This is a genomic window from Humibacillus xanthopallidus (assembly GCF_044793955.1).
Classification (GTDB): Bacteria; Actinomycetota; Actinomycetes; order Actinomycetales; family Dermatophilaceae; genus Humibacillus; species Humibacillus xanthopallidus_C.
Genome location: NZ_CP084995.1, coordinates 1,967,090 through 1,988,826 on the forward strand (window position 1 = coordinate 1,967,090; position 21,737 = coordinate 1,988,826).

The 21,737-nt window shown below is 72.1% G+C and carries 18 protein-coding genes and 1 riboswitch; of the genes, 12 read left to right on the forward strand and 6 right to left on the reverse strand.

Annotated elements, in window-relative coordinates:
- Window positions 1-9: 9 nt before the first annotated feature.
- Both LG278_RS08725 and LG278_RS08730 read right to left on the reverse strand, forming a co-directional pair.
- On the reverse strand, window positions 10-2,286 hold the full coding sequence (locus tag LG278_RS08725) for a CHAT domain-containing protein (protein WP_404392904.1): 2,277 nt from the start codon (window positions 2,284-2,286) through the stop codon (window positions 10-12).
- Between the two features lie 21 nt (window positions 2,287-2,307).
- Window positions 2,308-4,632: a CHAT domain-containing protein gene (locus LG278_RS08730; RefSeq protein ID WP_404392906.1), complete on the reverse strand. Its 2,325-nt coding sequence runs from the start codon at window positions 4,630-4,632 to the stop codon at window positions 2,308-2,310.
- A 132-nt stretch (window positions 4,633-4,764) separates the two neighbouring features.
- Window positions 4,765-4,829: riboswitch (guanidine-III (ykkC-III) riboswitch) on the forward strand.
- A 9-nt stretch (window positions 4,830-4,838) separates the two neighbouring features.
- On the opposite strand from LG278_RS08730, the gene LG278_RS08735 reads away from it, so the two are divergent.
- Genes LG278_RS08735 through LG278_RS08745 form a run of 3 tightly spaced genes read left to right on the forward strand, consistent with a single transcriptional unit; the run spans window position 4,839 to window position 6,130 of the window.
- Window positions 4,839-5,153 carry a DMT family transporter gene (locus tag LG278_RS08735; RefSeq protein WP_404392908.1) on the forward strand — a complete coding sequence of 105 codons (315 nt, stop codon included), beginning with the start codon at window positions 4,839-4,841 and terminating at the stop codon, window positions 5,151-5,153.
- Window positions 5,153-5,500, forward strand: a complete 348-nt coding sequence (locus LG278_RS08740) for a DMT family transporter (RefSeq protein WP_404393593.1) — start codon at window positions 5,153-5,155, stop codon at window positions 5,498-5,500. The genes LG278_RS08735 and LG278_RS08740 overlap by 1 nt, the downstream gene beginning before the upstream one ends.
- Before the next feature lie 18 nt (window positions 5,501-5,518).
- Window positions 5,519-6,130, forward strand: a complete 612-nt coding sequence (locus LG278_RS08745) for a hypothetical protein (protein WP_404392910.1) — start codon at window positions 5,519-5,521, stop codon at window positions 6,128-6,130.
- 27 nt (window positions 6,131-6,157) lie between these two features.
- Here LG278_RS08745 and LG278_RS08750 read toward each other — a convergent pair whose 3' ends face one another.
- Window positions 6,158-6,532 (reverse strand): thioesterase family protein, encoded by a 375-nt coding sequence (locus tag LG278_RS08750; protein WP_404392912.1) that lies wholly within the window; start codon window positions 6,530-6,532, stop codon window positions 6,158-6,160.
- 115 nt (window positions 6,533-6,647) lie between these two features.
- Here LG278_RS08750 and LG278_RS08755 point away from each other — a divergent pair, with 115 nt between their 5' ends.
- The 7 genes from LG278_RS08755 to LG278_RS08785 all read left to right on the forward strand — a co-directional run bounded on the left by LG278_RS08755 (window position 6,648) and on the right by LG278_RS08785 (window position 15,387).
- Complete coding sequence (locus tag LG278_RS08755) at window positions 6,648-7,295, forward strand: lysoplasmalogenase family protein (protein ID WP_404392914.1); 648 nt, start codon at window positions 6,648-6,650, stop codon at window positions 7,293-7,295.
- A gap of 150 nt (window positions 7,296-7,445) precedes the next feature.
- Complete coding sequence (locus tag LG278_RS08760) at window positions 7,446-8,180, forward strand: hypothetical protein (protein ID WP_404392916.1); 735 nt, start codon at window positions 7,446-7,448, stop codon at window positions 8,178-8,180.
- Window positions 8,181-8,188: 8 nt separating this feature from the next.
- The gene (locus tag LG278_RS08765; protein ID WP_404392918.1) at window positions 8,189-8,959 is read left to right on the forward strand and encodes a sortase domain-bontaining protein; all 771 of its coding nucleotides are present in this window, start codon (window positions 8,189-8,191) and stop codon (window positions 8,957-8,959) included.
- A gap of 208 nt (window positions 8,960-9,167) precedes the next feature.
- Window positions 9,168-12,128, forward strand: a complete 2,961-nt coding sequence (locus LG278_RS08770; RefSeq protein WP_404392920.1) for a leucine--tRNA ligase — start codon at window positions 9,168-9,170, stop codon at window positions 12,126-12,128.
- 45 nt (window positions 12,129-12,173) lie between these two features.
- Entirely contained in the window at window positions 12,174-13,079 is a 906-nt protein-coding gene (locus LG278_RS08775; protein WP_404392922.1) for a DegV family protein, read from the forward strand.
- A complete protein-coding gene (locus LG278_RS08780) occupies window positions 13,076-13,678 on the forward strand; it encodes a glycerol-3-phosphate acyltransferase (RefSeq protein WP_404392924.1) in 603 nt (200 codons plus the stop codon). The genes LG278_RS08775 and LG278_RS08780 overlap by 4 nt, the downstream gene beginning before the upstream one ends.
- A 161-nt stretch (window positions 13,679-13,839) precedes the next feature.
- Window positions 13,840-15,387, forward strand: coding sequence for a PQQ-binding-like beta-propeller repeat protein (locus LG278_RS08785; protein ID WP_404392926.1), 1,548 nt, complete (start codon window positions 13,840-13,842; stop codon window positions 15,385-15,387).
- Window positions 15,388-15,449: 62 nt separating this feature from the next.
- On the opposite strand, the gene purU is transcribed toward LG278_RS08785, so the two are convergent.
- Window positions 15,450-16,292 (reverse strand): formyltetrahydrofolate deformylase, encoded by an 843-nt coding sequence (gene purU, locus LG278_RS08790; protein WP_404392928.1) that lies wholly within the window; start codon window positions 16,290-16,292, stop codon window positions 15,450-15,452.
- A gap of 159 nt (window positions 16,293-16,451) precedes the next feature.
- On the opposite strand from purU, the gene LG278_RS08795 reads away from it, so the two are divergent.
- On the forward strand, window positions 16,452-17,411 hold the full coding sequence (locus tag LG278_RS08795) for a ComEA family DNA-binding protein (RefSeq protein ID WP_404392930.1): 960 nt from the start codon (window positions 16,452-16,454) through the stop codon (window positions 17,409-17,411).
- The gene (locus LG278_RS08800; protein WP_404392932.1) at window positions 17,408-19,828 is read left to right on the forward strand and encodes a ComEC/Rec2 family competence protein; all 2,421 of its coding nucleotides are present in this window, start codon (window positions 17,408-17,410) and stop codon (window positions 19,826-19,828) included. The genes LG278_RS08795 and LG278_RS08800 overlap by 4 nt, the downstream gene beginning before the upstream one ends.
- Here the strand turns inward: LG278_RS08800 and LG278_RS08805 are convergent.
- Complete coding sequence (locus tag LG278_RS08805) at window positions 19,820-21,322, reverse strand: aminotransferase class I/II-fold pyridoxal phosphate-dependent enzyme (protein ID WP_404392934.1); 1,503 nt, start codon at window positions 21,320-21,322, stop codon at window positions 19,820-19,822. The two genes, LG278_RS08800 and LG278_RS08805, sit on opposite strands and share 9 nt — an antisense overlap.
- Window positions 21,315-21,737: a cupin domain-containing protein gene (locus LG278_RS08810; RefSeq protein WP_404392936.1), complete on the reverse strand. Its 423-nt coding sequence runs from the start codon at window positions 21,735-21,737 to the stop codon at window positions 21,315-21,317. Before LG278_RS08810 ends, LG278_RS08805 begins: the two co-directional genes overlap by 8 nt.

Here is a 21,737-nt window from a genome sequence, read left to right on the forward strand (position 1 = left end):
GTGGTGCTCCTACTCGTCGAGGGACAGGATGGCGGTCTGCCAGGCCCCGGGGTGCAACCGATCCCACCCGGTCCAGTTCGGACAACCGTGCGACGTGCGTGCGGAAGTCTCCTCGCCGACGCCGTCCGTCGCGAGCAGGCAGAGTGCGACGACCGAGTTGGCAGACGGGGTCTTCTCCCTGCCGAGGGTCGCCCACGGGATGCGCGCCTCGACCTCGTAGCCGTCTGCGCCTCGTGCGACCTGTGCCAGCACCTCAGGGGCATCAGTGAAGACGGGTAGCTGATCGTCGGTGGTGCGTCCCGAGGAGACGCCCTGCGTGGTGGTGGCCATCGTCACCGCCACGTCACCGGAACGCGCCTCGTCGGTGACCTGCAAGCGCTGCGCACTGTCACCGGAGAGCACGGTGACACCGTCGACATACGGGTATGCCGTCGCGCCGGCCACGGCATCCACGCCCGCTGTCGAGTCCACGACCTGCGCGTAGACGTAGAGCCCGGCGTTGTCCCACCGGGCCTTCCACGATGCGCGTGGGCCAGGTGCCCCACCCCGATCCGCCCCGACGAGCATCGGATGGCTGGCGCCGGTGGCCCACTCGTCGAACTGCCCGTCGATGCGAGGGACCTCGAGGGCACAGGGAACGATCAGCGGCTGGGCGACGTCGCCGCTCGAGGTGATGGATCGCCCGCACGTGTCCGAGTAGGGGCCGATCCGGATGTTCCACCACACCACCAACGCGACGATGACGACCACCGTCGCGACAACGGAGAGCAGGCACCCTCTGGCGCGGCGCCGACGCACCTGCGGGGGGCTCGGTGTGCCGACGGCCAGAAGCACCTTGCGCACCCGTGACCCAAGCGTGGGCGGTGCCGCAGGCGTCGATGCCGCGGCGGACCGCGGTGCCGGCCCAGGCGCAGGAGCGACCGCGTCCGGTGCGATGCGAAGCGGCACCTGGGGGGCCGGGCCGGCGTCCTCCAGGCCGTCTAGGAGGTGCTGCACGTCGCGGTGGCCCGGCTGCTCGAGGGCCACCTGCTCGAGAAGTGGCCGCGCGATGTCGCGCCTGCCGGCCTCGAGGGCGGCGACGGCAGCGTCGTAGAGCGAGGCGACGCGCCGGTCTGCCGCCGCCGACGAGAGCGGGGCTGGCCCTGCCGCCAGCTGGCCGTCCTCGTCGCGCGCGGCGGGCGAGCTGAGGACGGTGAAGGGCTGACCGGTCTCGGACCGCAGCAGGACGGGGGTGCCCCACTCCGAGGCTTCGTCCGAGACCGCCATGGCCTTGCGGACCTCGCACAGGGTGGCCTCGATGCCGAGTCCCTGGGTGAGGAACCAGTAGAACTGGTGGCTGAAGTCGAGCGCCGCGCGGTCGGAGATCTCGGACTGCATCGCCACGACGGCTGGCAGGCCTTGGCGGACGAGGGCCTGACCCACCCCGGAGAAGGCGTCTCCGCTGCTGGTCCGGGCACCCTCGCAGGCGTTCAGGACGGCGAGCTGGAGACTGCTGGCGTCGTGCAACAGCGTTCCGAGTCGGGCGCCGGTGACGAAGTGGGCGGCACCGTGGTCCTCGCGTTCGAGGGCGAGAACGCCCTCCTGCGTCACCTCGTCAAAACCGCCGTGACCGATGAAGTGGAAGACGTGGACGTCCTGGAGCAGCGCCCGCTGCAGGTTGGCGAGCGTGGCATCGGCGACCACCACGAGCTCGAGCAGGCCCGACGCCACGAGGTCCTCGGTCGTGAGACGCAGGAGGCGCTCTTCCCGCTCGACGTCGAGCCGGGCCAGGTCGGACGGACTCGAGATCATGACGAGCACCCGAAGCGGCGGGTGCACGGTGACGGGCGGCGCCGGGTCCGCCGAGGAGAGCACCCGCACCACCGGCGTCTTCTTCGACAGCGTGAGAAAGCGTTCCAGCTCGCTGTCGTAGAGGTACTCCCACGGCAGCGCATCGAGGTCGGGGACTGCCTCGAGCCGCAATCTGATCCGCAGCTCAGAGCCGTCCCTCACACAGGCTGCAAGGCTCTCGCGGAAGGTCGCTCCGACGTCGCCGGCGAAGAGCGCGTCCGCGAGCTGCTGGCCGTATGCGCGCACCTCGGTGACCCGGCCCGCGAGCGGCACGAGTCTCCGAGAGGCAACCCGGGGAGGACCGACCGCATTGATGAAGCGGGCGAGCTCGACGGGGGCGAAGGGGTTGACGAAGGGGGCAGACGCCTCGCCGGCGGGCGAGGCCAGGACCCGGACGGCATACCCCGCCGGCGTGCCGACGATGTCGACGTCGAAGTTCGCGTAGCCCCCTCCCATGGCGGTGCTCCTTCCGTCGGGTCAGGAGCCGGCTTCGTCGTCGAGGACGAGGTGCTGCCAGGTGGCGGGGAGGCCCTGGTTCGTGCCGGTGCGCACCGGGTTGCTGCTGATCATGCGGGCGAGCTTCCACGTCGTCGTCGAGTTGGCCGCGTCGCTGACGTTGACGTTCATCGCCCACAGCGAGCCGCGTGCGGGTGGCGTCGAGAGGCCGACGTCGGCCCAGGGCACTGCCATCTCGACGTCGTAACCGCCCGGTCGGTCGGTGCGCGAGAGGATGACGTCGCTGAGCGCGCCGCCGGCCCGGATCGCCCCCGCGTTGGCCATGTTGAACGACGCGAGGCCCCCGAGCGGGGTGACGCCGACCATGACGTGGAAGTCCTTGCCGGAGCGGGGTTTCGTCGAGGGCGGCAGCGTCGAGACGTCGGGGCCGAACTCGAAGCTCACACCGTCGCCCTGCCAGAACTGGGTCGGCTTGTTGGCCTCGACGTTGCGGCGGTTCGCGTCGTCGACGGTCAGGCGAAGGTAGAGGAACCGGGAGTCCCACTGGCCCTGCCAGGTGGCTTGCAGGTCGTCGGGCCCGGGCTTCGGCTGCCCGGGGAAGACCTGGGTCGCGAGGCGTCCCTCCGGCACGTCGGCCCAGTCGGCGAAGCTGCCGTCGATCTCGGGGGCCGTCGCCGCGCACCCCAGGGTCACGGCGTCGTCGGGCACGGTGGGGAAGACGGACTCGGAGCCGCAGGCCTGCGCGACGGACGACGAGGTGGAGTACCACCAGGTGAAGCCGGCGAACGCGAGCACGAGCACGCCGACCACGGCGCCGACCCAGGTGAGGACGCGACGGAGGCCGCTTGGCCGGGTGTCACGCGCAGCCCACCCGCCCGCAGACCCGCCACCGCCCGCAGAGCCGCCACCGCCCACCGAGCCGCCTGATGACCCGCCCGGGGTGGGCGGGGGAGGCGGTGGGGCCTGCCGTTGCCGAGGAGGCGGCACCCGCGACGGGCCAGGGTCGACCTCCGGGGTGGACTCGACGACGTCATGGTGGGTGTCAGTGGGGCCCGAGCCGTCGCCCGGCTCCGGGGGCCGCACGCGTTCGAGGAGCAGGGTGGCGTCGCGGAAGTCGGGGCTCTCGGCCGTGATCTGCTCGAGCAGCGGCTGGGCCGTGCCCGGCGCCCCGGCGCTGATCGCGACCCGCGCGGCGTCGTAGAGCGACTCGAGACGCGTCTCCGGCGTGGCCGCCGTGGAGGGGCTGCCCGTGAAGGTGAACGGCTGGTCGGTGCCGGAGCGGAGCAGCACCGCGGTGCCCCACTCGGAGGCCTCGTCGGACACGGCCATCGCCTTGCGGACCTCGCACATGGCGGCGTCGATGCCGAGGCCCTGGGTGAGGAACCAGTAGAACTCGTGGCTGAAGACGAGGGCGGCGCGGTCGGAGATCTCGGTCTGCATGGCCACGACGGCAGGCAGACCCTGACGCACGAGGGCCTGGCCGACGCCGGAGAAGGCGTCGCGCCCCGACGTGCGGGCACCCTCGCAGGCGTTGAGGACGGCCAGCTGCATGTTGCGGGCGTCGTGCAGCAGGGTGCCGAGGCGGTTGCCGGAGACGCGGTGGCTGCTGCCGTCGTCCCTCTCCAGCACGAGCACGCCCTCCTGGGCGTCGTCGTCGAACCCGCCGTGGCCGATGAAGTGGAACACGTGGTAGTCGCCGAGCAGCGCCCGCTGGAGAGCCGTGAGGGTGGCGGTGTCGAGCACGGTCACGGCCAGCTGGCCGCTCTTGACCATGTCGGCCGTCGTGGCGAGCAGCAGGTCCTTCTCGCGCTCGACAGCGAGCTCGGGCATGTCCGACGGGCTCGAGATCATGACGAGAACCCGGAGCGGCGACTCGACGAGGACGGCCGGCGGCCGCTGGAGCGAGTCGAGCAGTCGCACGACCGGCGTCTCCTGCGACAGGGTGAGGAAGCGCTCCAGGCGGCTGTCGTAGACGTACTCCCACGGCACCGGGTCGAGCTCGGGCACCGCGTCGAGACGCAACCGCACCCGCAGGTCCTTGCCCTGCGCCCCGGCCGTGTCGAGGCTCGAGGTGAAGGCGTCGCGCACGGGCCCGGTGAGCAGCGCGTCGCCCAGCCGTCGCCCGTAGTCCTTCACCCCGCCGACGCGGGCGGCGACGGGGACGAGCCTGCGCGAGGCGACCCTCGGTGGCCCGACGGCGATCATGAACTGCGCGAGTTCCGTTGCCACGAAAGGCAGCACGAAGGGCGCTGACGTCTCGCCAGCGGGCGAGGAGACGACGCGGACGGCATACGTCGTGCCGTCGCGTGTCAGCGCGAGGTCGAAGTCGAGATAGTCACGGCTCATCGCAGTCCTCTATCCGCAGGAACCGCTCCCTGCACCTGACAGTACGCCCGCCGGCGGCCGGTGATACGGGATTCGGCGAGTTCGCACGGTTCGCCGAATTCGCCCGGGGCGCACGACATCCGTAGAATGGCGGGCGAGCGCGCGGTCGCGCTCGCGGACGAGGGAGCCGTACCCGCCCAGCGACAAGACGGCCAGATCGGGAACTCATGTTCTGGTTCGTGCTCTTCCTCTCCGGTGCGTTGGAGGCCGTCTGGGCCACCGCGCTCGCTGCCTCCGACGGCTTCCGCCGCCCCCGGCCGACGATCCTCTTCGCCATCTCGCTCGTGCTCAGCATGGCCGGCCTCGCCTGGGCGATGACGGGCCTGCCGGCCGGCACGGCGTATGCCGTGTGGGTGGGGATCGGCGCCGTGGGCACCGTCCTGCTCGCCGTCGCTCGCGGCAAGGAGCGCCTCGACCTCGCGCGGGGGCTGCTGCTGCTCCTGCTCGTCGGGTGCGTGGCGGGCCTCAAGGCGGTGGCATGATGCCGTGGCTCGTTCTGCTCGCCAGCGCTGTCCTCGAGGCGGTCTGGGCCTCGGCGCTCGCCGCCTCCGACGGCTTGTCCCAGCTGCTGCCGACGATCGTCTTCCTCGTCGCGGGGGCCCTCTCGATGCTGGGGCTCGCCCACGCAGTCCGCACCATCCCGATCGGCACGGCGTATGCCGTGTGGACCGGGCTAGGGGCCGCGCTGACCGTCGCGTGGGCCATGACGTTCGGGGACGAGGCCTTCTCCGTGGTCAAGGTCGTGCTGCTCGCCGGCATCGTCGGCGCCGTCATCGGGCTCAAGGTGGTGGGGCACTCATCGACCGACGAGCCCACGCCGGAGGCGTGACGCCGCTAGGGTCGCCACATGGGCTCGTGGTGGCTGGAGGCGCTCGGCTGGGCCGGCTCGGCCGTGCTCGTCTGGTCTCTCCTGCAGACCCAGCTGCGACGGCTGCGGGTCATCAACCTCGTCGGCTGCGCCGTGCTCATCGTCTACAACGTGGCCAACGAGGTGTGGCCCATGGTGGGTCTCAACATCGTGCTCGCGGCGATCAACATCACCTACCTCGTGCGGATGTCTCGCGAGAAGCACGACGCGCAGGCCTACGAGGTGCTCGAGGTGGCCGGTGACGACACCTACCTGCGTCACGTGCTGCGGGTGCACGAAGCCGACATCCGGCAGTTCAACCCGGAGTTCGTCCACGACCCCTTCGCGGGCGACCCGTCCTACCTCGTGCTCAAGGGTGACGAGACGGTCGGCGCCGTCATCCTGCGTGACGCGGGGTCGGGCACCGCGCAGCTGCTCCTCGACTGGGTGACGCCGCGCTATCGCGACTACTCACCGGGGGAGTTCGTCTTCGGTCCCGAGGGTCCGTTCCGCCGGCGTGGCTTCCGTCGCGTCCTGACGCCGGCCGGGATGGTCGACCCCTACTACGAGCGCCTCGGCTTCCGCCGGGAGGGCGACGCGTTCGTGCTCTGACGTGCGGGTGCCTCGGTGGTGGGGCGCTCAGACGAGCCGCTGGCACTTGCTGAGGAAGCGGTCGGGGTCGACGACGGCACGGTGCACCTCGCCGCGGGCGACCTCTTCACCCTCGGAGTCCTTGACGACCACGTGGCACACGAGGCGGCGCCCGTCGTTGATCGGCTCGGCGCAGAGCACGGTGATCTCGGCGCCCACCGGGGTGCCCTTGACGTGCTCGATCTTGATCATCGTGCCGACCGTCGTGTGGTCGGCGTCGATCTGCTGCTGACACACCTGGAAGGCGGCGTTCTCGCACCAGGTGATGAGGCGCGGCGTGGCGAGCACCTCGAGGTCACCGCTCCCGACGCTCGACGAGGTGTCATCGGCGGAGACGGTGTGCTGGAACTTGCGCATGGGCATTGCTCGAGTCTTGCAGAGAATCGCGGCGGTGCCGACTCGGCGCCCGATGGCGCCCATCAGACGGATTCCGCGTGTCGTGCCAGTCCGGGGCCCGAGCTGCTGTCACCCTGTGGCCGTGACCGACCACCTCTGGGTCCTGGCGGTGGCGCTCGGGGTGACAGCGCTGATGAACTGGGTCTCCGTCGTGCGCGGAGACGTCCTCGTCGAACGGCTGACGAAGCCGCTCTTCATCCTGCTGCTCATGGGGCTCGCCTGGTCGCTCGACCTCGAGGGGAAGGTGCCGGGAGCACCGAGCCTGCTGACCGTGCTGGTGGCGCTCGCCCTGTCGCTCATCGGCGACATCGCCCTGCTCAACGCCACGGCTGGCCGCTTCCTCGTGGGGCTCGGGGCGTTCCTGCTGGCCCACGTCGCCTACGTCTTGGCCATCCTCGAGTCGACCGGCGCCGGGGGCTTCCCGTGGTGGCTGCTGGCCGTCGTGCCCGGTCTGGTCCTGCTGCACGCCAAGGTCGGGCGCGACATCGTGCGGCACGCAGGGCCGCAGCGGGGTGCGGTCCTGCTCTACCAGCTCGCCCTCTTCGCCCTGCTGCTCGCGGCGGCCTGGCGGGGCGACGGGGTCGTGCTGCTCGGCTGCGCGCTGTTCACCGCCTCGGACACCATCCTCGGGCACGACCGTTTCGTGCTCGAGCGCCGCTGGGCGCCCCTTGCGGTCATCGTCACCTACCACCTCGCCCAGGTGCTCATCGTCGTCGGCCTCTTCCGCTGATCCGCCGGTTCGAGAAGGTCGGATCCTGACGTTCCGGCCCACGAGGGCCTCACTCGGGTGCACGGTGGGAGGGCGCGAAGTGGGGGCTTCGTCGGTCCTGTCCTCGGGGGGCCGCGCAGGACACCCGTTCCATGCCGAGGAGGCACAGCCATGACACAGACGCGAGGAAGCGTCGAGAAGGCTCGGGGGGAGTCGACGAGGGGCCGATGGGCCCGCGTCGCAGGGGGTGCGCTCGCAGCAGGTGCGGCGCTGGCGCTCGTGGCAGGAGTCGGGGCCGCCGGCGCAGCGCCGTCGGCCGACGCGGAACCGCACAAGTCCTACGTCTGCAAGTACGTCTCGAAGCCGGGCGAGGCGACGGAGAGGCTCCAGACCGGCAAGAACCCGATCTGGGTCGACAATCACGCGCTGCTCGGCTACGACGGCCCGGTCAGGGTCGGCCAGGAGTTCAAGGACGGACAGCGCCGCTCGGTCGTCATCGTCGCCAACACGGTGAAGCTGAAGCCGGAGCCCTCGGTCGCGGCCTGCCCGCCGGCCACCCCGCCGACGAAGACCACGACGACCCCGCCGACCACGAAGACGACGCCGCCGACCACGAAGACGACGCCGCCGACCACGAAGACGACGCCGCCGACCACGAAGACGACGACGCCGCCCGCCACGACACCGGGCACGACGGCGGCGCCCGCCCCCTCGACCTACCCGCTGCTCCCGGTCATGGGCGGTGCGGACGAGGGTGCGGCGATCACCTCCGCGGGCTCCACGGGTCAGCTCCCGGTCACCCCGGTGCAAGCGCTCCTGGTCGCCCTCGCCCTGCTCGGCCTACTCGTCGCTCTGGGCGTGCGCCTGCCCCGGGTGGTTCGTCCGGGCGGCGGCGAGGACGCCTGACCGCCAGCATGCGGCACGGCCAGGCCGTCACCGGCTCCAGCACCCCGAGTGCACCCAGAGCACTCGGGGCGTTCGGGGCGGCGCTGCTGTGCCTGGTGATGCTGCTCGCCGCCTGCAGTGGTCAGGGGACGACCACCGCAGCCGGGCTGCGGCAGGAGCCGAGCGGCATACCCGGTGGTGCCGCGTCCTCGACGGTCGGCACGACGCCTTCCGTGGCGGCGAGCCCGGCCCCGTCGAGGCCGGCGTCGATCGAGCCCGCCTCGGCCATCAAGCCCGTGGCGAGGGGCGAGCTGACGCACTTCACGGCATCGCGCGGAAGGCGCACCATCGTCGACGCCGCATCCTCGGGTCTGGCCCGCTACAACAGGTCGCCGACCTGCGAGGTGCCGGGCCAGCCCTGCTACGACGCGCCCTACCTCGACAGGGTCGCCCGCATCGACCTCGGCGGGCCTCCCATGGTCCCGGGCACCCAGACCACCTTCGTGACGGGCCACGCCAACCGATTCCACCCCGACGACCCGAGTCGAGGGGTGTTGACCCGGCTCCAGGAGGTGCGCATCGGCGACACCCTCGTACTCACGACGACGCGGGGGCGTTTCATCTACGCCGTCACGGAGGTCCTGACCGTGCCCTTCGACAAGCTGACGTCGCACCCGGCCGTCGTCACCGTCCGCCCCGACACGGTGGTCGCGATCAGCTGCGTCATCGCGCCGGACCGGCGCTCCTACACGGGCAACTACGTCGTCATCGGCACGCTCACGGCCTCGAGCCCTGCCTGACCCCGGCCGCGGGCGTCGTGCTCAGGGCGGGGAGCTGGATGGCGGCGGCAGGCCGTTCGCGCCCTGCGCTAACCTAGGCGCATGGCTGGTCTGCTGCTCCTTCCGCAGCCGCGTTGACGAAGGTCGGGACTCCCGACATCAGCGCGGCTCCCCCTCCTGTGTGAGGGGTTTTCTTTTGCCCAGACCGAGCAGCGACGAAAGAGAAGACATGACCGAGCAGAGCAACGAGACGCCGTTCCGCTACACCGCACGGATGGCGCAGGACATCGAGGTCGCGTGGCAGGACCGCTGGGAGGAGGCCGGCACCTTCAACGCCCCCAACCCGGCCGGCCCCTGGGCCGAGCCCGAGCGGGTCGAGTCACTCGGTCAGAAGCTCGTTGTGCTCGACATGTTCCCCTACCCGTCCGGCGTGGGCCTGCACGTCGGCCACCCGCTCGGCTACATCGCGACCGACGTCTACAGCCGGTTCCACCGCATGCTCGGCAAGAACGTGCTGCACGCCCTCGGCTACGACGCCTTCGGCCTGCCGGCGGAGCAGTACGCCGTCCAGACCGGTCAGCACCCTCGGAAGACCACCGAGGAGAACATGACCAACATGAAGCGGCAGCTGCGTCGCCTCGGGCTGGGCTTCGACAACCGGCGCACCTTCGCCACCATCGACGACGAGTACTACCGCTGGACCCAGTGGATCTTCCTCAAGATCTGGGACGCCTGGTATGACGCCGACGCCGTGCGCCCCGACGGTGGCCGGGGTCGGGCCCGTCCGATCAGCGAGCTCGTCGAGGAGTTCGAGTCGGGCCGACGCGCACCACTCACCGACGACGGTCGCGGCTGGGCCGAGCTGTCGGCGACCGAGCGCGCCCGCGTGCTCGCGGACTTCCGCCTCGTCTACCAGTCCGAGGCGCCGGTCAACTGGTGCCCCGGCCTCGGCACGGTGCTGTCCAACGAGGAGGTCACCAACGACGGCCGCTCCGAGCGCGGCAACTACCCCGTCTTCAAGCGCAACCTCTCGCAGTGGATGATGCGAATCACCGCGTATGCCGACCGGCTCGCCGACGACCTCGACGGCGTCGACTGGCCCGACAACGTCAAACGCCTGCAGCGCAACTGGATCGGGCGTTCGCAGGGCGCCCGCATCACCTTCCCCGTGACCCACGCCGCAGGCGACCTCGCCGGCCAGCAGGGCGGCATCGAGGTCTTCACGACCCGGCCCGACACCGTCTTCGGCGCGACCTTCATGGTCATCGCTCCCGAGCATCCGCTCGTCGACCAGCTCGTGCCCGAGGGCGGCTGGCCCGAAGGGACGCACAGCGACTGGACGGGCGCGGACGCGGCAGCGAGCGCGACCCCGAAGGAGGCCGTCGCGGCATACCGGCTGGCGGCATCGCGCAAGAGCGACGTCGAGCGGCAGACGGAGGGCAAGGACAAGACCGGCGTCTTCACCGGGTCCTTCGCCACGAATCCCTTGACGGGAGAGTCGATCCCGGTCTTCGTCGCCGACTACGTCCTGATGGGCTACGGCACCGGCGCGATCATGGCGGTGCCCGGTCACGACGAGCGCGACTTCGAGTACGCGACGAAGTTCTCCATCCCGATCGTGCGCGTCGTCGCCTCCACGCCCGACGGTGCGGACGAGCCGCTCGACGAGGCCTTCGTGGCGAGCGGCTTCGCGGTCAACTCGGCGAGCCCGGTCGTGAGCCTCGACGGGCTCGCGGTCGAGGACGCCAAGGAGCGCATCATCGCCTTCCTCGAGGACGCCGGTCACGGTCGCGGCACCGTCAACTACCGCCTGCGTGACTGGCTCTTCAGCCGCCAGCGCTACTGGGGCGAGCCGTTCCCCGTGATGTTCGACGACGACGGCGTGGCGTATGCCGTCCCCGACGACCAGCTGCCCCTGACCCTCCCCGACGTGCCGGACTACTCACCCAAGACGTTCGACCCCGACGACGCGACCAGCTCGCCCGAGCCGCCGCTGTCGCGGGTGCCCGAGTGGGTCAACGTCGAGGCAGACCTCGGCGACGGGCGCGGCGTGCGGCACTTCCGCCGCGAGACCAACACGATGCCCAACTGGGCCGGGTCGTGCTGGTACTACCTGCGCTACCTCGACCCCGCCAACCACGAGGCGTTCGTCGACCCGGCCAACGAGAGCTACTGGCTCGGCCGTCACGCCGAGCCCGTCGCCGGAGCGCCGGCCGGCACCGTCGACCCCGGTGGTGTCGACCTCTACATCGGCGGCGTCGAGCACGCCGTGCTGCACCTGCTCTATGCGCGCTTCTGGCACAAGGTGCTGCACGACCTCGGCTACGTCTCGAGCGAGGAGCCGTTCCGCAAGTACTTCAGCCAGGGCTACATCCAGGCGTGGGCCTACACCGACAGTCGCGGGCAGTACGTCCAGGCGGCCGAGGTCGAGGAGCACCCGGGCGGGCACGGCGAGGAGCCGACCTTCACCTGGCAGGGCGAGCCGGTGAGCCGGGAGTACGGCAAGATCGGCAAGTCGCTGAAGAACTCCGTCAGCCCCGACGAGATGTACGACGCGTTCGGCGCCGACACCTTCCGCGTCTACGAGATGTCGATGGGCCCGCTGGAGCTGAGCAAGCCGTGGGAGATCCGCGCGGTCGTCGGCAGCCAGCGCTTCCTCCAGCGGCTCTGGCGCAACGTCGTCGACGAGGAGACGGGTGCCGTTCCTGTGTCCGACGACGCCCCCGACCAGGCGCTGACGACCCAGCTGCACCAGACGATCGCCGGCGTGCGCGAGGACTTCGAGGCGCTGCGCTTCAACACCGCGATCGCCAAGCTCATCGAGCTCAACAACGCCGTCACCAAGCTCGACGTGCCGCCACGCGAGGTCGTCGAGGCGATGGTGCTCATGGTCGCGCCGGTGGCGCCGCACATCGCCGAGGAGATGTGGTCGCGGCTCGGGCACGACTCCGGGGTGTCGCACGCCGCCTTCCCGGTGAGCGACCCCGCCAAGATCGTCCAGGGCCAGGTCACCTGCGTCATCCAGATCAAGGGCAAGGTGCGTGACCGCGTCGAGGTGTCGCCCGACATCAGCGAGGACGAACTGCGCACCCTGGCGCTCGCGCGTGACAAGGTGAAGGCGGCGACCGAGGCCGGTGTGCGCACCGTCATCGTGCGCGCTCCCAAGCTCGTCAACGTCGTGCCCCTGTGAGACCCCCCAGCATCGTCAGGCAGTGATCGTCGGAAGGAGCGCGTCATGACCGTCCGGGTCGTCACGGACTCCACGGCATACCTGCCCGCGGAGGACGTGCAGCGGCACGGCATCGAGGTCGTGCCGTTGCACGTCATCGTGGGCGGCCGCGACCACGTGGAAGGCCGCGACGTCACGGCCGAGCAGGTCGCAGAGGCGCTGCGCCACTACACGATCGTCACGACGTCGCGGCCGACGCCGCAGGTCTTCGCCGAGACCTACCAGCGGCTGGCCGACGAGGGGGCCTCGGCCGTGGTCTCCATCCACCTGTCCTCGCAGATGTCGGGCACCATCGAGGCCGCGCGGCTGGCCGCGTCAGAGGCGCCCATCCCGGTCGAGGTCGTCGACAGCGGGACGCTCGGCATGGCGATGGGGTTTGCCGTCATCGCTGCGGCCGAGGTTGCGGCGCAAGGAGACTCGCAGGACGGCACGCCCGGTGTCGAGGCGGTGGTTGCTGCGGCTCGGGCCCGCCTGGACCTGTCGGCCGTGCTCTTCTACGTCGACACGCTCGAGCACCTGCGCCGGGGCGGGCGCATCGGTGCGGCCTCGGCGCTGCTCGGGTCGGCCCTCGCGATCAAGCCGATCCTCACCGTGCGCGGCGGGCGCATCATCCCCGTCGAGAAGGTGCGCACCTCCTCGCGGGCCCTGGCCCGCATCGTCGCCATGGTGGGTGAGCGGGTGCGCGCCAGTGGCCTGCGGGTCGACATCGCCGTGCACCACCTCGACGCGGGCAGTCGCGCCGAGCAGCTCGCCGCCGACCTGCGCCGCGTCGTGCCCGGCTCGCCCCGCGTGATCGTCGTCGAGCTGGGAGCGGTCGTCGGGGCGCACGTCGGACCGGGCACCGTGGCCATCGCGCTGTCCCCGCGCCCGGGGGAGCCGCTGCCCGAGTCGGCCGAGGCCCTCGCGCCGTGACCGTCGGCGTGGTGCTCGGCTGGGTCGCGGCCGTCGTCGCGGCCTTCCTCGTGGGGTCGGTCAACCCCGCGACGCTGATCGCCCGGGTGCGCGGCACGGACCTCTCGGTCTCCGGCTCCGGCAACCCTGGCGCCACGAACGCCGGTCGGGTGCTCGGCCGCAAGTGGGGCGTGCTCGTCGGGGTGCTCGACGTGCTCAAGGGATTCGTGCCGACGGTCATCGCCGCGCACTGGGTCGGCCCCCACCTCGCGTATGCCGTGGGGCTCGCAGCCGTGCTGGGCCACATCTGGTCGCCCTTCCTCCACGGCCGCGGCGGCAAGGGGGTCGCGACCACGCTGGGCGCGGTCCTCGGCGTGCACCCGCTGATCGCCGTCGTCGTGCTCGCCGCCTTCGCCCTCGGTTTTGCGGTCACCCGGTGGGTGGCTGCCGGCTCGATCCTCGGCGCCACGGCGATGCTCGTCATCGCGGTGCTCGTGTGGGCGGGTCACTGGCCGGGGGACGCGTGGACGGGCATCTGGCTCACCGCGATCGCGCTCGTCGTGCTGGTCCGCCACAAGAACAACGTCGTCGGCTGGTGGCGCCAGCGCCGCGTCGGGTGATCACGGGCCGGCCCCGCCGCTCGGCGCGGACATATCCCCACAACGCGGGCAGCCCTGTGAGATAGGTGATTCCGCTGACCAGCCTCCTCCTCTGGGTCTAGGTTCGAGAGGTCACTCGGGGTCGGATCGGCCTGCTCGCGGGCCGTGAGCGAGGAGCCTCAATGACGAGGAGATGGCGCAGGACACGGATGGTGGTGGCAGCAGCTGCGCTCGGCTCGCTGCTCGTCGGCGGCGCTGCGGCGCTGGCCGCACCGGGGGGCAACGCCTGGAACTCGGCGGGCGGGGACCGCCAGAACACCAGGCACGCGGCCAGCGAGAGCAAGATCTCGCCGAGCACCGTGACGGGTCTGGAGAAGAAGTGGGAGCTCACGACGGGTGGAGACGTCTCGGCCACGCCCGCCGTCGACGGCCAGCGGGTCTACGTGCCCGACTGGGCCGGCAACCTCTATGCCGTCGACCGCGCCACGGGCGCGGTGGTCTGGCAGAAGAAGGTCTCCGACTACACCGGCGTCCCGGGCGACAAGGCGAGAGTCACGCCGGCGTTCAGCGAGACGGCACTCGTGCTCGGCAACCAGGGACCGTTCGGCGGCGGCGGTGCCGTCATGGCGGTCTCCAAGGACACGGGCGCCCTGCTCTGGAAGACGCAGGTCGACCCGCACCCGGCGGCGATCATCACCCAGTCGGCGACCATCTTCGACGGCGTCGTCTACGTGGGGGTGGCCTCGCTCGAGGAGGGCTTCGCCGTCCTTCCCGGCTACCCGTGCTGCACCTTCCGCGGCAGCATGGCAGCCCTGGACCTCGCCACGGGTCGGCTGCTCTGGAAGACGTACATGACCCCGGAGGACTTCCCCGGCAACGCCGTGTGGGGCAGCTCGCCTGCAGTCGACCCCAAGCGGGGGTCGGTCTACGTCGCGACCGGCAACAACTACGACGTGCCGCAGTCGGTGCTCGACTGCGTGGCGGCGGCGACGGACCCGGCGGTCTGCCTCCCGGCGAGCGACCACTTCGACTCGATCGTCTCGCTCGACATGCGCACCGGCGCGATCAAGTGGGCGACCCGAGCGCTGCCCTTCGATGCCTGGACGGTCGACTGCATCCCCTTCATCGGTGACGGGGACAACTGCCCCGAGCCGGCCGGCCCCGACTACGACTTCGGTCAGGCCCCAGCGCTGTTCTCCGTCAGGGACGGCGCAGGCAAACTCAGGGACGTCGTCGGAGCGGGGCAGAAGAGCGGCCAGTACTGGGCGCTCGACCCCGTCACGGGCGCTGTCCTCTGGTCGACGCAAGCCGGCCCCGGGGGCATCGCGGGAGGACTCCAGTGGGGGTCGGCCGTCGACGGCAAGCGGGTCTACACCGCCAACGCCAACAGCAACGGCGTCCTCTACGAGGGGGAGACCAGCGGGGTGTGGTCCGCACTGGACGCAGCGACGGGTGAGCGCCTCTGGGAGACGCGTCCGCCGAACGGCGGCAGCACCTCGGGTCCGGTGACGACGGCCAACGGTGTCGTCTTCGGGTGCTCGCTCGATCCGCAGGGGCACATGTACGCGTTGGACGCCGCGTCCGGAGACGTGCTCTGGACCTTCGCCAGCGGAGGCTCGTGCCTGTCCGGTGCCGCGATCTCCAACGGCTCCGTCTACTGGGGCTCGGGCTACGCGAACAACTTCTTCGGCACGCCGAACAACAAGCTCTACGCCTTCGGGCTGAGCTGACGGGCTGGGCTGAGGGGGTGGGAGGGCCGGCACCGGGCAGTGCCCGGTGCCGGCAGCCCCGGTCAGAAGACGATGGTGCGGTGCCCCGAGAGGAAGACGCGGGACTCCGCGTGGTCGCGCACGGCGCGTGACAGGACGCGCCGCTCGACGTCGCGCCCGATCGCCACGAGCCGCTCCGGCGACTCGGCGTGGGTGACCCGCACGACGTCCTGCTCGATGATCGGGCCCTCGTCGAGGTCGGCGGTCACGTAGTGGGCCGAGGCGCCGATCAGCTTGACGCCGCGGTCGTGCGCCTGGTGGTAGGGCTTGGCGCCCTTGAAGCCGGGCAGGAAGGAGTGGTGGATGTTGATCGCACGCCCCTCGAGGGCCCGGCACAGCCCGTCGCTGAGGATCTGCATGTAGCGCGCCAGCACGACGAGGCCGACGCCCTCGTCGTCGACGAGCCGGAGCAGCTCGGCCTCTGCCTCGGCCTTGGTCTCCCTGGTCACCGGGATGACGACGAACGGCAGGCCGTAGTACTCGACGAGCCCGCGGCAGTCCTCGTGGTTGGAGACGACGGCGACGATGTCGATGGGCAGGTCGCCCGACTTCCAGCGGTGCAGCAGGTCGAGCAGGCAGTGGTCGAACTTGCTGACGAGGATGACGGTGCGGCACCGCTCCGCCTCGGGGCGCACCTCGAGGTGCTGGTGCGCGATGGCCGGGCTCGTGCGCACCGTGTCGAGCACCCGGGCCACGTCGCCCGCCTCGGCATCGAAGACGGTGCGCATGAAGAAGAGGTTGGTGGCCTCGTCGGAGTACTGCTGGTTCTCGACGATGTTGGCCGAGACCGCGAGCAGCGCCGCCGAGACCGCGGCGACGATGCCGGGTCGGTCGTCGCAGGTGAGGGTCATGATGTGCCGGGCCATTGGAGCAGTCTGGACCAGCCGGGCGCGTCGCTGTGAATCGGGTCCCGGGACGTCTCGGGTGCTGGCCGCTGTCCACACCTCCCTCGGACCCGGGCGGCGTTGTCCCCAGACGGCTTCCGGTGGCCCGTCGCCTTTGCCGGGGCTTCCTACGGTCGGGGTATGCCGTTCCGCCGCGCCCAGCCGCCACCTGACCTTGCGCGGGTGGCTCGCATCCTGAGGGGTGACGTGGGCGCGCAAGAGGAGAACGAGCAGGAGCGAAGCGGGTGGGTGCCCGCGCTGCCGTCGTCGAGGTCGGCTGCGCCCAGCGCGCTCGAGGAGCTGGACGCCGATCTGCGGCGAGCCCGCCGGCCCGGGGTCGTGACGACCCCGGAGCCGTTGCGGCTGGGGCGGTGGTCCGTCTCGAGTGCCACGGTGGTCGCGCTGATCGCGCTCGTCGTGGCGGTCGCCTGCGTCTTCGCGGTGCGGGTGCTGTGGGCTGAGCGCTCGGCCGGCTCCGCCGTGCCGGCGACCGAGGCCCCGGCGCAGACCCGGGTCGTCGTGACGGGAGCGGACGGCGCGCCGGTCGCCGCGCGCATCCCGGACGACGCGGCCACGACCCTGAGCCCGCGACCAGTGGGGTCGGTGTCGGCGTCATCATCGGCACCGGGTGCCGCCGAGATCGTCGTCCACGTCGTCGGCCAGGTGGTGCGGCCCGGCCTCGTCCGGTTGCGATCGGGGGCGCGGGTCGCCGACGCGGTGGCTGCTGCCGGCGGTGCGCGCCCCGGCGCCGACGTCGCGGCCCTCAACCTCGCGCGGCTCGTCGTCGACGGCGAGCAGCTGCACGTGCCGAAGCCGGGGGAGGTGGTCACACCTCCCGCTTCCGCACCCGGCGGTGGTGACGGAGGCTCGGGAGGCGGCGACCCGGGGAGCGACGCTCGCGGCAGCGAGGTCGTCGTGAGCCTCAACACGGCCGACCTCGCCGCCCTCGACACGCTGCCTGGGGTCGGGCCGGTGCTCGCCCAGCGGATCATCGACTGGCGGGCCGAGCACGGCCGCTTCACGTCGGTCGACGAGCTCGGCGAGGTGAGCGGCATCGGCGACAAGCTCCTCGCCCAGCTGCGTCCGAGGGTCTCGCTGTGACGAGCACGAAGCCACGCCAGGCCGCCACCGTGCGCACCTGGCGCGGTCTCGCGCCCCGTCGTCGTCAGCAGGTGGAGCGGCGTCTCGACCTGCGTCTCGTCGCTCCCGTTGCCATCGCCTGGGTGGCGACCGCCTTCGGGGGTCTGCTCCTCGACCCGGCCGCGGCGTGGGCCGGGTCGGCCCTGGCGCTCACTGTCGCAGTGCTGCTGGTCGCACCCCGAGGTCGGACCCGCTCGCCGGATGGGCCACGCCGTCTCGTCGCGCTCACCCTCGCGACGACGTCCCTGCTCCTGCTCTCGTGCGCCGCACAGGGCTCGATCCGCTCTGCCGGGCCCATTGCCGACCTCGCCCGGTCACAGGCCGTCGTGACGATGAGCGGCACCCTCACCGCCGACCCCCGGCCGGTGTCCACGGCCGGACGGCGAGGGGCTCCCGTGGTCGTCGTCCGGCTCCACGTCACCACCGTGGTCGGTCGAGGAGTGCGCACCCAGGTGCAGACGCCGGTGCTGGTCATCGGCCCGGCCTCAGTGTGGGGCGGGCTCGGGTGGAACGACGACGTCGAGGTGGTGGCTCGTCTCGCCCCGGCCGAGCCGGGCGACGACGTCGTGGCGGTCGCTCGACCGCTCGGGCCGCCGCGGGTGACGGGCGGCCCCGGGCTGATCCTCGAGGCGGCCGCGACCGTGCGAGAGCGCAACCGGGTGGCCACCGACCACGTGTGGACCGACGCGCGTGGGCTCGTGCCGGCCCTCGTGGTCGGTGACACCAGCCGCACGCCGCAGGACCTGACCGAGGCCATGCTGGCGACGGGGCTGAGCCACCTCTCGGCCGTCTCCGGCACCAACGTGACCCTCGTCGTCGCCGCAGCCGTCTGGGTCTGCGGCCTGCTCGGGGTGAGGCGGCGCTGGCGACCTCTCGTCGCGGTCGTCGTCCTGGCCGCCTTCGTCACGGTGGCGCGACCGGAGCCGAGTGTCATCCGTGCGGCGGTGATGGGCACGGTCGGCCTGCTCGCGCTCTCGACGTCGCGGCGCCGGGCCGGGGTGCCGGTGCTGGCCGGTGCCGTCGTGGCCCTGCTCGTCTGGGACCCGTGGCTGGCCCGGTCCTACGGTTTCGCGCTGTCGTCGGTCGCCACCCTGGGGTTGCTCGTGCTCGTGCGCCCGTGGGGCGAGGTCATCGCGACCGGGCTGCCCCGCCGCTTCGCCCGGCTGGGCCCGGTCATCGCCGTGCCCCTCGCTGCGCAGGCCCTCTGTGCGCCCCTCGTCGTGCCGCTCCAGGGGTCGGTGTCGGTCATCGCGGTCGTGGCCAACCTGCTCGCCGCGCCGTTCGTCGCGCCGGCCACCATCGCCGGCGTCGTGGTCGCGTCCCTGGCCGTCGTCTGGCCTGCCGCGGCCGCCGTGCTGGCGTGGACCGCTGCGGCGCCGGCGCAGGCCATCGCCGGGGTGGCGCGCCAGTGCGCCGAGGCCCCGATCGTCGCGATCCCCTGGGGTGAATCCGCTTGGCACGCCGTGGCGCTCGCCGCGCTGACGGCCGCCGGCATCGTCACCATCCCGTGGGCCTGGCACCGGGGCCGGACTCGACCGGCCGTGGCCGTGGCGGTCGTGCTCGTGGCCGCTGGCGTGGGAGCACCGACCCGTGCGATCGCCTGGCCGCCGCCGGGCTGGCTCCTCGTCGCGTGCGACGTCGGGCAGGGTGACGGGCTCGTCGTCAACAGTGGTCCGGGTCGCGCGGTCGTCGTCGACACCGGGCCCGACCCCGAGCTCATCGACGGGTGCCTCGCGCGCCTGCGCATCGAGGCCGTCGACCTCGTCGTCCTCACGCACTTCCACGCCGACCACGTCGACGGGCTGGCTGGGGTGTTGGCCGACCGTCCGGTGGCCGAGATCCGCAGCTCGCCCGTCAGGGACCCGCCCGGTGAGGCCGAGGCGGTCGTGCGGCTCGCCGCGACGAAGGGCACGCGCATCGGTGAGTTGCGGGCCGGCCAGCATCTCGAGGTCGGCGCGGTGTCAGCCGACGTGTGGTGGCCGGCACGCGAGATCGACGCCGGCTCCGTCGCCAACAACGGGTCCGTGGTGCTGACCCTGCACGTCGGTGGTGTCAGCTTCCTGCTCGCCGGCGACATCGAGCGCGAGGCCGCGGCGGCCGTGCTACGCGAGGTGCAGCGCGACCCGGCGCGCTGGGGCACCGTCGACGTGCTCAAGGTCGCGCACCACGGGTCGGGCAACCGGGACGACCGCCTGCTCGACCACGTCTCAGGACGGATCGCCCTCATCAGCGTCGGCGCGGGCAACGACTACGCCCATCCCACGCCGTCCACCCTCACGGCGCTCGACGCCCGCGGCTTCGCGGTGCATCGAACGGACCTCGAGGGTGATCTCGCCGTCGTCAGCCGCGACGGCGAGATCACGGTGGTCTCACCCTGAGCGAGGCCCGACGTCGGCCATGCCAGCGATGCCTTCTACGTCGGCGACGACGTCGAGCGTCTCGAGCCGCGGGTCGGCTGCGTAGGCGATGCGCACCCCGGCGGCTCGAGCAGACTCCAGGGCGGCGACGACCTGCTCGGTCACCACCTCACCCGGTGCCAGCACCGGCACGCCGGGCGGATAGGGCGCGACGAGCTCGGTGCTGACCCGCCCGACCGCCGCCGTGAGCGCCACGCGCTGCCGCGGTGCGAAGAAGGCGTCGCGCGGACTGCAACCCTGCACCGGCGCCACCGACCACGAGGCTGCGGGCACGGTGTCTCGCGGCTCGCCGCGGTGTCGCTCCACGAGTGCCGCCAGCGTCGTCACGAGGTGGCCGATGCTCGTGGCGTCGTCGGCCAGGGTCGCGAGGGCCACGACCGTGTCACGGTCGGCCATCTCGACGGGCAGCCCGGCCTCGATGAGGCCCCGCTCGACGTGGACGCCGTCCGCACCGGTGCCGGCGAGCAGCACCACGAGCTTCACGGGGTCGACGTCGGGGCCCTCGAGCACGAGCAGGCCCTCCACGTCGGCCAGGGCCCGCCGGGCACCGGCGACGAGGTCGATGAGCCGGCCGAGCAGCGCGGTGCCGTGGTGCTCGAGCAGGGCCACGGCAGCGTCGGTGCTCGCGAGGATGGCGCCTGCCGGGCTCGTCGTGTGGGTCGCCTCGAAGGCGGCGTCGAGGCGGGCCGGGTCGATCCGCTCGGTGCGCGCCAGCACGATCGCCGCCTGTGACCACGCCGGCAGCGTCTTGTGCGCGCTCGTCACGAGAGCATCGGCCCCGAGCGCGATCGCGTGGCGCGGCAGGTCGGGGTGCCACCCGAAATGGGCTGCCCACGCGGCGTCGACGACGAGCGGTATGCCGTGGGCGTGGGCCACGTCGGCCAGCTCGCCGAGGCGACCCACCGTCCCGACGTAGGACGGGTCGGTGACGAAGACGGCCCTCGCGTCGGGAGCCGAGGCGAGCGCGGCGGTCAGGGCCTCGGGGGCCAGGCCGGACGGCATACCCCATCGGTCGTCGAGCTCGGGCGCGACCCACACCGGCTCGAGCCCGGCGAGCACGAGGCCGAGCAGCATCGAGCGGTGCAGGGTGCGCTGGACGATGACCCGGTCGCCGGGGCGGCCTACGGCCAGGGCGAGGGCCTGGTTGCCGTGGGTCGAGCCGCCGACGGAGAAGCGGCAGAGGTCGGCGCCCCACAGCCGCGCTGCGCGCGCCTCGGCCCGCTGCAGCACGCCGCCGCTCAGCCTCACCTCGTCGAGGCCGCCGTAGAGCGGCACGTCATCGCGCACGATGTCGCCGACGAGGTCGGTGCGCTGCTTGTGCCCGGGGATCGTGAAGGGGTGCGGTGATCGCTGGCCGTGGCTCAGCCACGCAGCGAGCAACGGAGCATGGGCGCTCAGGCCGCGAGGGTCCCGCGGGTCGGGCGCAGCGCCAGCCCCGGGCGAAGCGTCAGCCACGGGCGAGCTCGAAGTCGGCGAAGTCGAAGCCGGGGGAGACGAGGCAGCTGACGAGAGCGTCGGCATCGGAGGGCACCGTGCGCTGCCAGACTCCAGCGGGCACGAGCGCCTGCGAGACCTCGCCCGAGCCCGCGTCGACGCCGACGGTGAGCCGGCGCTCGGCCTGTGGCTGCGCCCCCGAATCGCCGAGCTCGAGCACGACGGCGCCGGTGTGCGCCAGCCAGATCTCGTCGGAGGCGACCCGGTGCCACGCGGAGTGCTCACCGGCCGGCAGGAGGAAGTGGATGAGGGTGGCGGTCGGACGCACCCGTCCGTCCGGCAGGGTCACGATCTCGGGGGAGGCCCAGGTCTGACGAAACCACCCACCCTCGGGGTGCGGCTGCAGGTCGAGCATCTCAGCGAGGGCAGGGCGCAT

Excerpts from the sequence above, each read along its gene's own strand:
- LG278_RS08725 (WP_404392904.1), bottom strand. The coding sequence starts at position 2,286 with ATGGGAGGGGGCTACGCGAACTTCGACGTCGACATCGTCGGCACGCCG.
- LG278_RS08730 (WP_404392906.1), bottom strand. The coding sequence starts at position 4,632 with ATGAGCCGTGACTATCTCGACTTCGACCTCGCGCTGACACGCGACGGC.
- LG278_RS08735 (WP_404392908.1), top strand. The coding sequence starts at position 4,839 with ATGTTCTGGTTCGTGCTCTTCCTCTCCGGTGCGTTGGAGGCCGTCTGG.
- LG278_RS08740 (WP_404393593.1), top strand. The coding sequence starts at position 5,153 with ATGCCGTGGCTCGTTCTGCTCGCCAGCGCTGTCCTCGAGGCGGTCTGG.
- LG278_RS08745 (WP_404392910.1), top strand. The coding sequence starts at position 5,519 with ATGGGCTCGTGGTGGCTGGAGGCGCTCGGCTGGGCCGGCTCGGCCGTG.
- LG278_RS08750 (WP_404392912.1), bottom strand. The coding sequence starts at position 6,532 with ATGCCCATGCGCAAGTTCCAGCACACCGTCTCCGCCGATGACACCTCG.
- LG278_RS08760 (WP_404392916.1), top strand. The coding sequence starts at position 7,446 with ATGACACAGACGCGAGGAAGCGTCGAGAAGGCTCGGGGGGAGTCGACG.
- LG278_RS08765 (WP_404392918.1), top strand. The coding sequence starts at position 8,189 with ATGCGGCACGGCCAGGCCGTCACCGGCTCCAGCACCCCGAGTGCACCC.
- LG278_RS08770 (WP_404392920.1), top strand. The coding sequence starts at position 9,168 with ATGACCGAGCAGAGCAACGAGACGCCGTTCCGCTACACCGCACGGATG.
- LG278_RS08775 (WP_404392922.1), top strand. The coding sequence starts at position 12,174 with ATGACCGTCCGGGTCGTCACGGACTCCACGGCATACCTGCCCGCGGAG.
- LG278_RS08785 (WP_404392926.1), top strand. The coding sequence starts at position 13,840 with ATGACGAGGAGATGGCGCAGGACACGGATGGTGGTGGCAGCAGCTGCG.
- purU (WP_404392928.1), bottom strand. The coding sequence starts at position 16,292 with ATGGCCCGGCACATCATGACCCTCACCTGCGACGACCGACCCGGCATC.
- LG278_RS08795 (WP_404392930.1), top strand. The coding sequence starts at position 16,452 with ATGCCGTTCCGCCGCGCCCAGCCGCCACCTGACCTTGCGCGGGTGGCT.
- LG278_RS08810 (WP_404392936.1), bottom strand. The coding sequence starts at position 21,737 with ATGCGCCCTGCCCTCGCTGAGATGCTCGACCTGCAGCCGCACCCCGAG.